Origin of the sequence: Streptomyces longwoodensis (assembly GCF_001514125.1) — a bacterium.
In the GTDB taxonomy this organism is placed as follows: Bacteria; Actinomycetota; Actinomycetes; order Streptomycetales; family Streptomycetaceae; genus Streptomyces; species Streptomyces longwoodensis.
The window spans coordinates 521,795-536,421 of the sequence record NZ_KQ948550.1 but is presented as its reverse complement, the minus strand read 5'-3'; the positions used below and the strand labels follow the sequence as shown (position 1 = coordinate 536,421).

Genomic DNA, 14,627 nt, shown 5'->3' with positions numbered 1-14,627 from the left:
TCGGTGCGTATCTAGTTGCCGCCGGCGCGGCGGCGGGGGCGGCGCGGGGGTGCCTGAATTGGGCCCTGCCACGTCAGCTCGATGGCGACCTCGGGTGGCAGGTGGCCGAGCTGTGCGTCCTCGTCACGCCCTTCAGCGAGGTAGACGACGGTCCGGCCGGTCTCGTCGACCGACTGCAGGACCTGCGCCAAGCGGTGGGCCATCGGGAAGAACGGGTTCATCGCCTGGCGGACCGGAGCATTCGGGTCGCAGCCGGACAGCAGGTCGATGAGATCGCCGACGGTCATCTCCGGGGACGTCACGAAGAGCCTCCTGGGGTGCGGGGAAACGGGGCGGTGGAGCGGGCCGCCGTTCGGACGGCCAGCTCGCTCACAGGGCGGGCATTATCTGTCGGTGTCCGCGCTGTCAGAGGCGGCGTGAGGTCTCCAGCACGCGCGCTACGGCGGCGGCAACGATGTCGGCCGGCGTCTCGGTATCGAACGACAGGTGGTAGCCGCGGACCTTGGCGGTGCCGGTGACGGCGATCTTCCATCCCTCGCCGTCCGTGCCGGGGCGGCCGAGCGGGAACCAGCCGAGGTAGAACCTGCCGTCCTTGCTGCTGACGTGCACGTCCGCGCGGTCATCGACGATCAGGTGGAAGTCCTCGGCGGAGAACTGGTCCATGACCAGGGTCGGCTGACCGGGGCCGAGCTGCCACTCCCGCAGTCGCAGGGCTTCGACGGTGGTGGAGAAACCGGGGCCGACAGGGGCTACGGTCACGGGCAATCACCTCTCTGACCTGGGATTTCTTGCAAGGTCGTCTACGTTGACATGCCCTCGAACCCGTTGGCCAGTCTTTCCGCGATCTTTCCTGTCTGCCCCCGGCGAACTGCCCATTGTCACCGATTGTAGGGTCTCAAATATCGTGTCGGAATCTCACGGCTGATGTCGGGTCGAAGTCTGATCCGACACTGCGCTGAAATTCGCAGTCGTCCCGTTGCACTGCAGTTGGCAGATTCTCAATGCTCTGCAGACTGACCTTGCGGATTCTCATTCGCCGCGGAGGCAGACCAGACGCCGAGGTCGCCTCCCGGCAGTGACACGAACCGCCATCCTCCGGGTCCTGTGATCTGCCACGCTTCGAACTCCGCATCGGCTGGACACGTCAGATGCGCGCCGACCTCGAACACCATCCGGAGCTTGCCGGACTTGAAGGCGATCGTAGAGACGACCTTCGTCCCGAAGAGCGGGAGAGCTGCGGCCACGTCCTGAGTCTCCGGCAGCAGAAGCAAGCCAGGATCGGTGTGGGCTGGCCCGGATGAGAGCCAAGCAGCTGCTTCGAGTACGACTTCCCAACCGTCGTCGAGGGCCAGCGTGAGGCGGTAGTCGACAGTGATCCCAGTAACGCCCCACCCGCGGAGATTCAAGATCCACCGGTTTTCGTGTTCAACCGGCTCTGCTTCGGTGCTCATCACCCCGCCATGGTGCACGGCCCCGGCCGAGGGGCGATGGACGGTCCTCATGGATTCCGCCGAAGCCAGTTCCGTTGAGAATCCGGCGAGGTATGTTCTCGATCCACTTGGCGAACCAGCAGCTCAGGCCAAGATCCAGAGACAACTCGGATGCGACGGGACAGCAGACAGGACCGGCGACAACTTTGATCGTATGAGCCCGGAGATCACACGGTTTCGGTACTGTCATCGGCGCGGTATCGCCATTCATGACATCGTTGTACCGGAAAGTGACGAATGTTCATCGAGAAGCTCGTGCTGGAGAACTTCAAGTGCTTCGGGCCGGGGCGCACTATCCTTCGCCTTGACCGGGGCATGACTGCCTTCATCGGCGCCAACGGCTCGGGCAAGACCGCAGCCTGCGAGGCATTGCTGCGTTTGTTCGGGATATCCGGGCAGGAGCGGTCCGTACGTGTGGACGACTTCCACGTGCCCGCCGGCGAGACCGACCTGCCCGCCAGCCGCGAGCTGACCATCGAAGCGGTGCTCGCTTTCCCCGAACTCGACGGCAGCGGGGAGAACGACGAAGTCGGAGAAGACGACGATGGTGATGCCGCGGAGGATGCGGAGCACCAGCAGGCCGGAGTATCCCGAGCAGTCCCGGAGTTCTTCCGGCGCATGGCCGCCACGGAGGATGGCGACCTGAAGGTCCGGGTGGCGCTTCGGGCCGAATGGGTCGATGACGGCACGGTGGAGGGGGCGATCACCGAGTCACGCGTGATCGTCAACACCCTTGTCGAGGAGTATGGCGAGGACGACTACGTGCAGCTGACTGCTGCAGAGCGCAGCCGTATCCAGATGATCTACATCCCGGCCTCCCGTGACGGTGTGCGCCAGGTGACGGCCTTTCTCCGCAGCCGGCTATGGCGAGCCGCGCAGTGGTCAACCGGCCTGCGTGACCTCGTCAGCGGCCACGCGGCTGAAGTCGCCCAGAACTTCACCGAGGAGCCCGTGGTCCAAGCGGTCGAGGGCGCCCTGACGGCCCGATGGCAGGAACTGCACGACGCAGGGATGCACTCGGATCCCAAACTGCGGCTCCTCGACGGCGACTTCAACCAACTGGTCCGCGATTCCGAACTCGTCTTCGAGCCCGATCACAACGGTCGGCCCAGGCCGGCCCGCATGCTGAGCGACGGGCAGCGGTCGCTGCTGCACCTCGCCTTGGCGGCGGCTGCTATAGACGTCGAGGCCGCGGTTTGCGCCGGCCAGCACAGCGATGACTTCACGCTGCAAGCCGCTCAACTGCCTCACCTGACCCTGATCGCGGTCGAAGAACCCGAGAACAGCCTTTCGCCGTTCTTCCTGTCCCGGATCGTTGGCCAGCTGCAAGATCTGAGCAGCAAAACGGCAACGCAGACGATCCTCTCCAGCCACTCCGCCAGTGTCATGCCCCGCATCCGTCCCGAAGACGTCCGATACTTCCGCGCGGAGCCGGCCACCGCGACCGCATCAGTCCGCGAAATCACCCTCCCCGGCGACACCACCGAGGCGGGCAAGTACCTACGGGAGGCGGTGCGTGCCCACCCGGAGCTGTATTTCGCCAAGTTCGTGGTGCTCGGGGAAGGCGACACCGAGCAGCTCGTCATCCCCCGGATCGCCCAGGCCCACGGGGTGCAGCTAGACCCCTCGTTCGTAGCGATGGTGCCGCTCGACGGCAGGCACACCAACCACATGTGGAAGCTGCTCCACGACCTGGACATTCCTCACGCCACCCTGCTGGACCTCGATTACGGCAAAGTCGGCGCGGGCCCGGCCCGACTCCGTGATGCGTGCAACCGCCTCGTGGACAATGGGCTCGACCCACTAGAAGATCTCGACGGCTATGACGACGTCGACGACATCCACGACGGCCTCCTCCTCAAGCACATCAGGCCGATCCTGGAACACCTGCGCACGTTCGCCGTCTTCTACTCCGAGCCGCTCGACCTCGATTACGCCATGTTGTGCGCGTTCGAGAACGCCTACAGACACCTCGAAGGCAAACAGCGCGGGCCTGACTCCACTGACCCCACCACCACGGTCCTGGGAGAGAAGGGGACCAGGCCGCGCTACTGGAACGGCACACGGGCCGAGTGGCTGGGCTGGTATCGATACCTGTTCCTGACGCGGTCGAAGCCGAGCACCCATTTGCGCGCGCTCGGCCGCCTCAGTGACGAGGAACTCCGACTGAACGCGCCGGAGGTCCTCGTGGCCCTCGTGGAACACATCCGCAAGGAGGTCGCGCTGTGAGCGCCTCCGACCGCCTCGCCTCGACCACCGTTCCGACGCTGCGCCCAACGGCCCTGGTCCCGGTGGAGGATTGGCGCCCGGCGGGTATCGATGATCTGGAGCCAGCCGCGTGGGAGGCTCTGCGGGACACGGGCAATGTGGCAGTCGTGGCCGGGCCCGGCGCGGGCAAGACGGAGTTCCTCGCTCAGCGCGCCGCCTATCTCCTCCAGACCGGGCTGTGCCCGTGGCCGCAGCACATTCTGGCGATCTCCTTCAAGCGGGACGCTGCCGCCAACCTCGGGCGTCGGGTTGCCGCCCGGGTTCCGGAACACTCCAGCCGCTTCGCGTCGATGACCTTCGACGCATTCACCAAGGGACTGGTGGATCGTTTCGCGCCGGCCCTTCCGCCGGACTGGCGGATGAGTCACGGGTACGACATCCGCACGGCACCCGACCGGGAGGTGAGTGCCTTCCTCAATACCATCGCCTTCTCGGCGCCCCGGACGCTGTCCGGGAAGGTCGGGTTCCAGCCCGGGCGTTTCGTCTCCGACATCGTCGGGGGATGGAATCTGCCCGTGAGCGTACCGACGGACGACGAGGTCGACGCCGTCTCCTACGCCGGACGCGAGTGGTGGCGTGCGCGCTACCTGCGGCCGGGAAAGGCGGAAGTCGACTTCGTCATGCTCAACCGGCTCGCCGAGTTGCTGGTCCGTGCGGTGCCGAAAATCCGACGCGCCCTGCGGATGACCTACCCCATTGTGTTCGTCGACGAATTCCAGGACACGACCAGCGCGCAGTTCTCCTTCCTCACGTCAGTGTTCGGCGAGGAGACCGCGGTGACCACGGTCGGAGACAGCAAACAGCGGATCATGGGCTGGGCCGGCGCTGTGCCCGAGGCCGTCCAGCGCTTCACCAGCACGTTTGACGCCACCACCTACCGGCTGGCGTGGAACTTCCGTTCCAGCGACGCCCTGGTCGAACTGCAACACGTGATCGCCAGCAAACTCGATCCGACCACGGTGCGGGCTACCTCAAAGGCGACTGCCGAGGACGGGCACGAGCCGGCCGTGCTGTGGACGTTCTCCGGCGGAGACAGGGAGGCGAGGTTCATCGCCGACTGGATCGCCCGGGACATCGCCGGCTCGGACCGCAAGCCGGCAGACTTCGCGCTCATCGCACGACAGAAAATCAAAGACTTCGAGCCGCTGTTTCGGGCACGCCTCGCCGCGCACGGCATTCGAGTTCGCAATGACGACGCGAGGGTGGGCAAGATGACCCTCCAAGATCTGTTGAAGAGCGAGACCGCTCGCCTGTTCGTGGGGCTGTTCCGACTGGCGCACCAGCCCCGTGGCCTCGTCGCAGTGTGGCAGGAGGTATCGGCGACTCTGGAGCGTGTGTACGGCGCAACCGATGACGAGGCAGCCCAGCAGCGTGTCGGCGAGGACTTGAGCGACTTGACCACCCGACTCCGTGCCTGGCTTCACTCCCACCCTCCGTCGACCACGTCAGCGGCCGACGCCGTCCGAAGGATGCTCGATCTCGCGGACAGCGCAGCCCTGCGCCGCTACGTGAAGGCCACGGCACCCGGTGAGGAGTTCGATCTCGTCACCGGCGCATTCGAGGCACGCCTTGAGACAGTGCTTGGCGGGGCGGCCGACTGGGGTGTGGTGCTCGACGAGTTCGAGTCCGCCGATGCCGTCGTCTTGCTCACCACCCACCGCAGCAAGGGCCTCGAATACCACACCGTGTTCTTCCTCGGTATCCACGGCAGGCAGTGGTGGGCGCTCGGAAGCGACCCCCGTGAAGGGACGTCGACCTTCTTCGTGGGTTTGTCAAGGGCTGCTCAACGGCTGATCTTCACCACGGACCGGTCCGAACGTGCTGGCCCCATCTCGGCCTTCTTCGCGATGCTCGCCGAGGCGGGCGTGCCCGAGATCGACCAAGGATAGGGACAGGACATCTAGACTCCCCCCCACTACGACGTAAGACGTATTGAGAAGCCGCAGGCCCCAGCGTCGGTGTAGGACACGAGCTATGAGATCCCACACTGTGGGATCTCATAGCGTGGCCAAATCTCGTGGCCGATTGGCCACAAATCTGAGGCTTCCGGCCACCCTGTTCGCTCTAGGGGATGAAGGCGAGGTGGCGCAGCCCTCTTCTGGACAGTCGCTCGGCAGTCCGGCCTCCCGGCTGCTCCCGCTGAACGCCTACCTCGGTGCCAGGCTCCTGACCCATGAACACGTCGGGCTGGGCACCCTCACCACCACCGTCGCGCTGGTCCTCGCGGCGAATCTGACGGTCCGAGGGTCTGAAACCGCTCGGCGTACACCCGTAGAAATGGCGTCTGCCCGGCAGCCGGTCATGGGGGTGGCCCGCCAGCGCCAGCCCGTTGTCTCCTGGCTACGATTCCGGGACCAACCCCGGCACCGTAGGCGAAGATCGGGGACATGAGTTTGTGGGGTATGGGACAGGAGACAGCCACCGCCGTCATGGGCGCCGGAGGAGCTGTGGTGGGCGCGGCCCTCACCGGGATGTTCACCGTTCGTGGTGCGCGACGGCAAGCCGCAGCCGCTGTCCAAGCCGGGCTCGCCCAGGCCGCCAGCGCCTACCTCGGCCCCCTCGACACGGCCCGCCGCACGGCGCAGAGGGAAGCCTACGTAGGGCTCATGACGGCAGCCCAGAGCTACGCGACCGAGGTACACCCGGTCCTTCGGCTGGCCAGGGGGATGGACAGGGCGGCCGCGAACACAGACCGCCTCTCCCGCAGGGAGGCCGCAGGGGAGGCCGCGGCGGAAGCGGACTTCCGGGACCGCATATCGGCGGTAAACAACCCGAACCCGGTATCGACGGCTGTCCAGCACGTGGAGCTCGAAGGGCCCGCCGAGGTAGCCGAGGCCGCGCGGCAGGTGCGCGCCGCAGCCACCGGCCTCTTCCGCACGCTCCGGCGGGCGGGGCATAGCGAGCGCGTGGCCGGAGGAGTCGTCCCGCCGGACCCGGAGCGCTCCTGGACGCGTCATGAGGAGCTGCTCGCCGCAATCGAGCGGTTCACGCAGGCCGCGCAGGAGCATCTGAACCGCCGAGACCATCCACGAAGTGACGAGCGGCGCGGGCGGTGGGCACGGGTCCCCGCGTTCTTCATACGAAGCAGCGCCCGTCGGACAACCACGTGACTGCTCACTCACTGGATGCCGGCCCCTACTGGCCGGGCTGCACCTTCACGATGTTGATGTCCGTGGCGGTGCCCTCGGCCTCCAGCGTCCTCTTGCGGTCCTACGCGCTGGGCAGGCCGTAGCTCACCGCCGACGTGCGCTTCTTGTTGTCCTGTACCCACTGGACCCGGTAGTTGCTCCCTCGTCGGCTTGGTGTGCGACGACCAGCCGCGATTCCACAATGGCGCCGGATCCTTGCAGGGCTCCGAAAATCAAAGTGATCACTTCCTTGTCTCCCCTACCCTGCCGGACACCGACAGCCCCTCCTGACGAGGACGCCCCGATGACGAGCAACCGCGCCGTGCGCCCGGAGATCATCGACTTCTACACCCGGTCCGACGAAGCCGCACGGCTGCAGACCACCGCCACAGGCACCCTGGAGTTCGCGCGCACCCGCGAGTTACTGCGCCGCCACCTCCCGCCGGCACCGGCCCGCGTGCTCGATGTCGGCGGTGGTCCCGGAACGCACGCCCGGTGGTTGGCCGACGACGGCTACACGGTGCACGTCGTGGACCCTGTCCCCAAGCACGTCACCCAGGCAGCCGCCATCGACGGCGTGACGGCCGAGCTGGGCGACGCCCGCCGCATTACCGCCGCGGACAGGACGTACGACGTCGTTCTGCTTCTCGGCCCGCTCTACCACCTCCACGACAAGATCGACCGGATCTCCGCGCTGGCGGAGGCGGCCCGCGTGGCCCGGCCTGGCGGACTCATCGCCGCGGCGGCGATCTCCCGCTATTCGCCCCTCCTCGACTACATCGCGACCACCGGTATCACCGAGTCCGCGATCCAGGACAGGGTCCGTGACACCCTGGCCCAGGGCCGCTACGCCGGACAGCGCGGCTTCACCGTCGCCTACTTCCAGACCTCCACCGAGCTGCGCGCGGAGGTCACGGAGGCCGGTCTTACCGATCCCCGCCTCTACGGAATCGAAGGACCCGGCTGGGTGGCGGTCAAGGCCATCGAGAAGTACACCAGCGCCAACCTCATGGGCACGGACATGTATGAAGCGGCCCTCGCCGCGGCTCGCATCGCGGAACCGCACGCGGCCCTCACCGACGCCTCCGCCCACATTCTCGCCATCACCGGGCCCTGACCGGTCTAGGGTGTCGCCTCATGACGCTGCTGATCGTGGGTGGGTCCGGGTTCCTGGGCACCGAGCTGGTCCGGCAAGCTGTATCGGCGGGGCGCCCGACGGCCGCGACCTATACGACCAGGCCCGGCAGTGCTCCGGGGGTTACTTGGCGCAGCCTCGACCTGCGGGATCCAGGGAGCGTGGAAGCGGTCGTGGCCGAGGTGAACCCTCGCGTCATCGTCAATGCATCGAGCGGCGGGGCCGACTGGGCAGTCACAGCCGAGGGACCCGTCCGCCTCGCGCTCGCCGCGGCGAAGGCCGGAAGCAGAATGATCCAGCTCTCCACCGACGCCGTCTTCTCCGGCCAGAGCCACGTTCCCTACGACGAACACTGCAGGCCCGACCCCATCACCCCGTACGGAGCGGCGAAGGCCGCCGCGGAAACGGTGCTTCTGCTCCATCCGGACGCCGCCGTGGCCCGCACCTCGCTGATCATCGGCGACGGACAGTCCGAGCACGAACGCACCGTCCACGAACTGGCCGCCGGCACACGCGAAGGCGTCCTCTTCACAGACGACTTCCGATGCCCGGTCCACGCGAGCGATCTGGCCGCAGCGCTCCTCGAACTCGCGTCGGGCGACACGACCGGCGTCCACCACCTCGGTGGGAACCAGGCTCTCAGCCGGCACGAGCTGGGCGTGCTCATCGCCCGACGCGATGGACTCGACGCATCGCGACTGCCCACGGGCCTACGGGCCGACAGTACCCTTCCCGGGCCCCTCGATGTCCGCCTCAACAGCCGCTCGACACAGCGCAAGTTGCGTACCACGCTGCGCGGCGCGCACCAGTTCCTCGCCCCACGGCCTGGACGTCGCAGCCCGCCGACCGCGCGCCACGCGGGCCCCGGTAGAAGGACGACACACGCGCAGTTCGGCGAGAGCGCATCGGGCGCTTCGGCATCGACGCCGAAGACGACTGATGCGGCCAGCCATGGGGATCCGTCACTGTCGTGAGACTGATCAACCCCAACGGACAGCGGAACAGGGTTGAGAACACCAGGTCACAGCGCTGGCCTCTGACACGCGCCGCGAGACCCTACACCGATGTAGGGTCTCAGATTTCGTGGCCAAATCTCACGGTCGATGGCCAAGCGATGGCAGATCTGACACGAGTTTGAGATTGGCAGGTCAGGCCCTTCACTCATATGGGTGGGCGGGGTCTGATGCCGCCCCGCTACGGAATCTGCGCCGACGACTGGCCGGAACCCGGCGAGGCGTTCAAGGCTCACCGGCGGCTCCGCGCGGTCAACGGCGGCAGCGACGACGAACAGGAGGCGTGATGCAGAGCAGTGCGGAGAACATCGATGTTGTGCTCAGGATCGTGGACACCATGGTCGCCTACCGGAAGGCGCACGGCGGCCTACCTGCCGACACGGACGGCCTTGAGGACATGGCCGTGGCGATCGTCGAGGCCCTGGAGCGCGACGACTTCCGCATCGTGGACGTCTTTAGCAGCAGCCGGACCGAGACGCCCACATCCGAACCGGCCTGACGGCACGGCAGCGGGGCGCCAGCCACTCCGGTCGGCGCCCTGCTTGCGTTCTGCACTCCGTCAACTGGTGGTTATCCAGCGAGCTGACGAGCCAGCAAGCCAGCCGCCCCGAGGATTTGGACACGATCGTGAGACTGGACGGCTGGCCAAGCTGTGAGACACGACGGCAACTGCCAGGTCACGGCACCGCCGCTGGCCATGGGCGGCGAGACCCTACAACCGAAGCATTCCGGGGCCCGTCAGGACGATGACCGAGGCCGGGCAGACTGGCCTCCGTGCGCTCGCTCAGCCGCTCGGACGCTCTCCTCCAGCGCTGTCATCAGATCCATCGCAGCGCCGGGTGCCGCTGGCTCGACGAGCTGAGCGCCGGTGATCTTCGCATCTACGAGCTGCTCAAGGGCATGAGCGTACTCGTCGCGTACCTCACCGACGTCAATACCGATAAGCTCCCGAATCAGCACCTCGGCCAGCCCCAGCTCCCGGTCGCTGACCGGCGCGGATGGCGCGAGATCTCCCGGGTCACGCAACTCGTCCTGCCACAGCAGCGTCTGCAAAATGAGCATTCCGTGGCGGGGGCGAAGCAGCGCCAGACGCTCCCGGCTGCGCAAGGCGACCTTGCACACAGCGACGTAGCCGGTGCGGGCGAGGGCCTCGACGAGAAGAGCATACGGCCGGCCGGCACCGGGTCCGGGCCCCGCGTAGTACGGCCGGCCGTAACTGATGGGGTCGATGTCCTCGAAGGGCACGAAGCCGAGCACGTCAACGGAGCGCTTGGTGGGCAAAGGCAGGCGGGCCAAGTCCTCCTCCGTAAGCGGCACCATGCGCCCATCCGCCAGTTCGAATCCCCTGCCGACCTGGTCGTAGGGGATTTCCCTGTTCTCGGCCCTGCAGAAGCGACGGTGTTCGACGCGGCTGCCATCGACGATATGGATCTCGCGAAGGCGCACGGGATGCTCCTCGGTCGCCGCGTACAGCTTGATCGGCATGGTGACCAGCCCGAACTGGATCATCCCGGACCACGTGGCCTTCATACCTCCAGAGTCATCCGGCGGCAGGGGGCACGCATCCCGGTCCGGACTCATCCTGCTCCAGCCTCTGGTCGCAGGGACGGTCCCGGCCGGCCGCGATGGACGTACGCAGACGCTTCGCCATGTCCGCGCTCTGCTCGGGGGCCGGGGCCAGTACGCCGTTCTCGGTCATGAGGGCGTGAAATTGTTGACGCTCGTACGGGACGCCGGGCGGGCCCCAGCGATGTGCCAGTGCACGTGTGTGTTGCCCTGCTGGCTTCCCAGCGACAGCAGGTAGGTCCGTTCTGGGCGGAAGACTTCCTCCACGGCGAGCGCGACTCTGTGGACGACGAGCATGAGGCTGCTGAACGCGGCTTCGTCCAGGTCCCGGGCAATGTGCTCGATGTGTGCCTTCGGGGCGACGAGGGCTTTGCCGGGGACGGTGGGCCACCGGTCCAGGAATGCGACATGCGCGTCGTCTTTGTAGATCGTCTCGTGCTGGTAGTCAGGGTGTCCGTCCAGGTACGCACAGATGAAGCAGGAGCCGGTCCGGGCCCTGGCGGCGTAGGCATCGAGATCCACGGACTCCCGCTCCATCAGTTCACCAGTCCTTGATCGCGCGCCGGCGGTCGAAGGGCCCCGCGGTCACGCAGAGCTCCCATCGCCGGGGAGCCGGGCGCTGATCGCCGTCTCCAGTTCCGCCATCGTGCGGCGAAAGGCAGTCTCCAGATCGACGCCATAGCGGTGGGCCAAGATGAGCACCGACCACAGGCAGTCCGCGAGTTCATGTTCCAGTGCCGCTCGCCCGCCCGGCATGTCCCGCGCTCCCTCTTCGGCCATGACCAGTTTGGCCAGATCGCCGACGTCACCCGCGAAGCCGAGCATGAACTCTTCCCGTGTCCACCCCCGGCCCCGTTCATGCAGGTTCAGCCGGTCGTACAGGTCATGCACTCGCATCGCCTGCTGCAGCAGCTCGTCAAGGCCCATCCGCGCCTCCCGCCGATCCGCGTCGAAACGCCCATGCTCCCAGTGTGACTGAGTGCCTCATCTGGCCACCCTCGGCATCGGAGTTGGCCACAGATAGGGACCGCCGTAGGCATACCAACTATCCCACTCGGTTCCAGCCTGTGATGTAGGGCGGAAAGAGAAGACGGCCACCCTCATGCACGCCTGCGCAACTTCATGATCACCGCCTGATCATCAACCGAGCAGGGCAGCAAGTGCATCAGAGATCATTACGGGACGGCCGCAGGCCACGTTTGGTAGCGCTGGACGGTGAGTGTGGGCGGTATTACGCAGCGCACGCCTTGTCCGGAGTCTTAGCGTCCACGTAATTTAGCCACGAAATGTCACCACGTGGCCGCTCGAACACAATGAGTCACAACGCATGCGGGGTGAGTGTTCACTCCATACCGTGAGAAGGAGTTGCATGTCGCCACAGCGCAGAGCAGAGGAGACCGAAGTGTCCAGATTGGGATACGAAAAGCCTACCGCTCCGAAGGAATTTGTGGTGGCAGTAGATGAAGCCCTTCGGGAGATAGTGGCATCAAAGGCGCACAGCGGAGTCCTCAGCCGATTCCTTGCGGCTTACAACCAGAGAAAATCCTATCCGTGGCTTCCGGAGAGCGGATTGAATCCAGAGGCAGGCATGGAGAATGGCCTAGTCTGCGCTTTTCGTTACGCGCTCGCTACATACATCCCCGGACGAATTCAGCATGGCGATCCCCCCACTAACTTCTCCCCGGTTTCTGAGGAGACTCGGAAACGAATCGAAGAGGCTGCTGCGCTAGTGGTGGAGGATTCAGTGAGTATCCTGCAGTTCTCCAGGGGCCTTTCTACAGAGGGCTCCGGCCCCCACGTTATTGGGCTCGACGAAATCAAGCGACACATCTCATCGGCACTTGAAGATTACTACCTGCTTCGGGAAACGGCCACATCCCCGGACCCCTGGTGACTTACATGTCTACTCAACCACCCCCCTCCCCAGCTGGAACCTCACCCCTCCACCAGTGACCTCAACCCGGTGATCCGCTTGGTCGTAATAGCGTTGTCGCGCCACGCGCAAAGGTTCACCACCAGACCCCGCAACGGTTTTCTTTCCGAACTGCTTGCACAGGTCATCTGCGAAGCGGCTGGCCGCAATCGGGGAAGAAGTAAATTTCCCCGGATAAAAGACTCCGAGTCGCCAATCTTCGTAATATTGAGCCAGTGGCCCGCGCGATGAACCATTGAGCTTTTCCTTGAGTTTTTGGCAAGTGTAGAAATGGGCTTCCACCCGCCTCGATGACGCTTGGACAACTTCCCTAATTCCCGGCAGGTGTGCCTCTAGCGAAGCGGCAAAAGCTTCCGGTGTCTTCGGGGGCAAGAAATCGTTTCCTGCACGATCTATCGGATAGTCTGTGCGGGACAGGCAGACGCTAATTCCCGCAACATCCTCGATGGGCTTGAAGGGTACGAGGTTAAGCCCGCCAGGTTCCAACGGCATCATGATCGCATACCTGCAGATTTGATGACCCCGGAGCACCAAAACCGGCGTTTTAGTTATCTCGACCGCCAGGGGAATTTCAGGGGTAATCCTTTCAAGCAGTTCAGGGATGTAGGCCCCGCAAGCGAGGACGAGAATCCTGCATCCTATGCCACTACGATTGCCAACATTGACGATCCACTCATGGTTTTTGGGCGAAGCAGTGACACTGTCTAGACTGGCAATCTCTATAGGCTCGACCCTGCACGATGCGACCTCATCCGCGACAGTCTGGAGCAGGTGACGTGTGTCGAATGGCCGGTCATACACCTGGGCCATATAATCCAGCGGGGTCCCCCGAAGGATGGGATTCTCGTCCTGAATTTTCCGGATTTCCTTCTCTCCTATTGCGTTAATCGGGATCCCCTCTCTTCGACAGCGCTCCAATGTTCCTGTGAGACCTTGTTGACTTCTAAAAAGGAAGTAGCTCTCTACCTCCCGCAAGATAGCGTCAGGGTAGGTCTCAGTGATGTAGTCAAAGCCTTCGCGGCACCCTCTAGCCGCAGCTGCGTCGTCCACCGCCGCATAAAATGATCCACTCTGCAGCCATCCCTGGTTTCGAGTAGATGCATGTGCAGCCGCTGGGTCTTTTTCAATTACAATGCAGTCGCAGCCCCGTACCGCCAATTCCCTTGCCAGGAATAGCCCAGCACATCCACCGCCGACTATGCCCACGTCGTGATATGCCATCAGGACTCCAGCCTCGCACGAAGGCGGGAACGCTCGCGCAGTAGCCACCCAGTTCCAGTGCACCGCTTCACCCACGACCGTGCAACTGGGCAAGGCAAGGGTTGCTTCTCCCCGTGTCTGTAACCACAGTGGCGCCGGCCCTATCGGTGCATTGCGTGGAACGCTTGCCAATTAGGCCCAAGGAGAGGCCGCTGGCTGACGCGATGGAAACGCCTCGCCTCACCCTCAAGCAATTCGGGGTTCTCGCTAGACGAAAATCGCATCTCGCATAGTAAAAGTTCTCTCGGAATCTGCCTTCGCCGTCTCTCTATGACGTCCATCGGACCGCCCAGCCCACGCTGCAGCCGTGCGTCGGCCGACCGCAGTGTCCGGCCACGCGCGGCGAATCGCGCGAGGGACGCGCCCGCCGGTCCGGCGCTCTACAGGAGCGGCTACGTCGTCACCCCGAACCCGGCTGGCGTGTCCGTCGCAGCGCTGCCACCGCTCCGAACAGCAGAACGGCGACCGTCGAGGCCCCGTACTTCTTATGCTCCGGACGGGTACGCCTTGACCCTCAGGGCGGAAACCATCGGCTGCCCATGGCCCCCGGTCACCAGGCCCGTCCGGCGCAGCGCCCGGCTAGGCGCGGAAATGAGTGCCGCCGCGGCCACCCAACACGCGCAGTAGCCAAGTGGCGCGCTCAGTCACACCCAGGGGGGCGGCCGGGACTCTACCGGGTCGCATCGAAAATCGAACACATGATTGAATCCGGTCATGCGATCGATTCCCGACGACCTCGCGCGAGCACAGGAGGAGTGGCACGCCGCCTACGGGCAACTCGCTGCGTGTCCTCGGACCGCGCTGCGCAGACGACTGATCCGCCTGTCGTCGCAG

The 14,627-nt window shown here is 65.2% G+C and carries 13 protein-coding genes and 1 pseudogene; 7 read left to right on the top strand and 7 right to left on the bottom strand.

What is annotated here, in order from left to right; translation table 11 throughout:
• Positions 1 to 11: 11 nt before the first annotated feature.
• From AQJ30_RS07235 to AQJ30_RS07225, 3 genes are all read right to left on the bottom strand, one after another.
• On the bottom strand, positions 12 to 302 hold the full coding sequence (locus tag AQJ30_RS07235) for a hypothetical protein (protein WP_067230067.1): 291 nt from the start codon (positions 300 to 302) through the stop codon (positions 12 to 14).
• Between the two features lie 103 nt (positions 303 to 405).
• On the bottom strand, positions 406 to 759 hold the full coding sequence (locus AQJ30_RS07230) for an SPDY domain-containing protein (RefSeq protein ID WP_067230065.1): 354 nt from the start codon (positions 757 to 759) through the stop codon (positions 406 to 408).
• Between the two features lie 239 nt (positions 760 to 998).
• Positions 999 to 1,451, bottom strand: coding sequence for a DUF6188 family protein (locus AQJ30_RS07225; RefSeq protein WP_245726858.1), 453 nt, complete (start codon positions 1,449 to 1,451; stop codon positions 999 to 1,001).
• A gap of 276 nt (positions 1,452 to 1,727) precedes the next feature.
• On the opposite strand from AQJ30_RS07225, the gene AQJ30_RS07220 reads away from it, so the two are divergent.
• The 6 genes and pseudogenes from AQJ30_RS07220 (at position 1,728) to AQJ30_RS07195 (ending at position 9,533) form a co-directional block, all read left to right on the top strand.
• Positions 1,728 to 3,719: an ATP-dependent nuclease gene (locus tag AQJ30_RS07220; RefSeq protein ID WP_067230062.1), complete on the top strand. Its 1,992-nt coding sequence runs from the start codon at positions 1,728 to 1,730 to the stop codon at positions 3,717 to 3,719.
• On the top strand, positions 3,716 to 5,647 hold the full coding sequence (locus AQJ30_RS07215; RefSeq protein ID WP_079083896.1) for a UvrD-helicase domain-containing protein: 1,932 nt from the start codon (positions 3,716 to 3,718) through the stop codon (positions 5,645 to 5,647). The genes AQJ30_RS07220 and AQJ30_RS07215 overlap by 4 nt, the downstream gene beginning before the upstream one ends.
• Before the next feature lie 513 nt (positions 5,648 to 6,160).
• A complete protein-coding gene (locus AQJ30_RS07210) occupies positions 6,161 to 6,868 on the top strand; it encodes a hypothetical protein (protein ID WP_067230059.1) in 708 nt (235 codons plus the stop codon).
• A gap of 322 nt (positions 6,869 to 7,190) precedes the next feature.
• Positions 7,191 to 8,003, top strand: coding sequence for a class I SAM-dependent methyltransferase (locus AQJ30_RS07205; protein WP_067230057.1), 813 nt, complete (start codon positions 7,191 to 7,193; stop codon positions 8,001 to 8,003).
• 20 nt (positions 8,004 to 8,023) lie between these two features.
• Positions 8,024 to 8,839 (top strand): annotated as a pseudogene (locus AQJ30_RS07200) (SDR family oxidoreductase); the annotation flags it as partial.
• A 481-nt stretch (positions 8,840 to 9,320) separates the two neighbouring features.
• On the top strand, positions 9,321 to 9,533 hold the full coding sequence (locus AQJ30_RS07195; protein ID WP_067230055.1) for a hypothetical protein: 213 nt from the start codon (positions 9,321 to 9,323) through the stop codon (positions 9,531 to 9,533).
• Between the two features lie 239 nt (positions 9,534 to 9,772).
• Here the strand turns inward: AQJ30_RS07195 and ku are convergent, their stop codons facing one another.
• The 3 genes from ku to AQJ30_RS07180 all read right to left on the bottom strand — a co-directional run bounded on the left by ku (position 9,773) and on the right by AQJ30_RS07180 (position 11,527).
• Positions 9,773 to 10,564: a non-homologous end joining protein Ku gene (ku, locus tag AQJ30_RS07190; protein WP_067230053.1), complete on the bottom strand. Its 792-nt coding sequence runs from the start codon at positions 10,562 to 10,564 to the stop codon at positions 9,773 to 9,775.
• A gap of 165 nt (positions 10,565 to 10,729) precedes the next feature.
• Entirely contained in the window at positions 10,730 to 11,122 is a 393-nt protein-coding gene (locus AQJ30_RS07185) for an HIT family protein (protein ID WP_245726841.1), read from the bottom strand.
• Between the two features lie 63 nt (positions 11,123 to 11,185).
• Positions 11,186 to 11,527, bottom strand: coding sequence for a MazG nucleotide pyrophosphohydrolase domain-containing protein (locus AQJ30_RS07180; RefSeq protein WP_067230048.1), 342 nt, complete (start codon positions 11,525 to 11,527; stop codon positions 11,186 to 11,188).
• A gap of 442 nt (positions 11,528 to 11,969) precedes the next feature.
• Here AQJ30_RS07180 and AQJ30_RS38370 point away from each other — a divergent pair, with 442 nt between their 5' ends.
• The gene (locus AQJ30_RS38370; protein ID WP_159052302.1) at positions 11,970 to 12,494 is read left to right on the top strand and encodes a hypothetical protein; all 525 of its coding nucleotides are present in this window, start codon (positions 11,970 to 11,972) and stop codon (positions 12,492 to 12,494) included.
• Positions 12,495 to 12,503: 9 nt separating this feature from the next.
• On the opposite strand, the gene AQJ30_RS36660 is transcribed toward AQJ30_RS38370, so the two are convergent.
• The gene (locus tag AQJ30_RS36660) at positions 12,504 to 13,754 is read right to left on the bottom strand and encodes an FAD-dependent oxidoreductase (RefSeq protein ID WP_079083894.1); all 1,251 of its coding nucleotides are present in this window, start codon (positions 13,752 to 13,754) and stop codon (positions 12,504 to 12,506) included.
• Positions 13,755 to 14,627 lie beyond the last annotated feature (873 nt).

Bases quoted from the DNA above. Each gene is read 5' to 3' on its own strand.
- AQJ30_RS07205 (WP_067230057.1), top strand. From the start codon at position 7,191: ATGACGAGCAACCGCGCCGTGCGCCCGGAGATCATCGACTTCTACACC.
- ku (WP_067230053.1), bottom strand. From the start codon at position 10,564: ATGAAGGCCACGTGGTCCGGGATGATCCAGTTCGGGCTGGTCACCATG.
- AQJ30_RS07225 (WP_245726858.1), bottom strand. From the start codon at position 1,451: ATGAGCACCGAAGCAGAGCCGGTTGAACACGAAAACCGGTGGATCTTG.
- AQJ30_RS38370 (WP_159052302.1), top strand. From the start codon at position 11,970: ATGTCGCCACAGCGCAGAGCAGAGGAGACCGAAGTGTCCAGATTGGGA.
- AQJ30_RS07180 (WP_067230048.1), bottom strand. From the start codon at position 11,527: ATGGGCCTTGACGAGCTGCTGCAGCAGGCGATGCGAGTGCATGACCTG.
- AQJ30_RS36660 (WP_079083894.1), bottom strand. From the start codon at position 13,754: ATGGCATATCACGACGTGGGCATAGTCGGCGGTGGATGTGCTGGGCTA.
- AQJ30_RS07210 (WP_067230059.1), top strand. From the start codon at position 6,161: ATGGGACAGGAGACAGCCACCGCCGTCATGGGCGCCGGAGGAGCTGTG.
- AQJ30_RS07195 (WP_067230055.1), top strand. From the start codon at position 9,321: ATGCAGAGCAGTGCGGAGAACATCGATGTTGTGCTCAGGATCGTGGAC.
- AQJ30_RS07220 (WP_067230062.1), top strand. From the start codon at position 1,728: ATGTTCATCGAGAAGCTCGTGCTGGAGAACTTCAAGTGCTTCGGGCCG.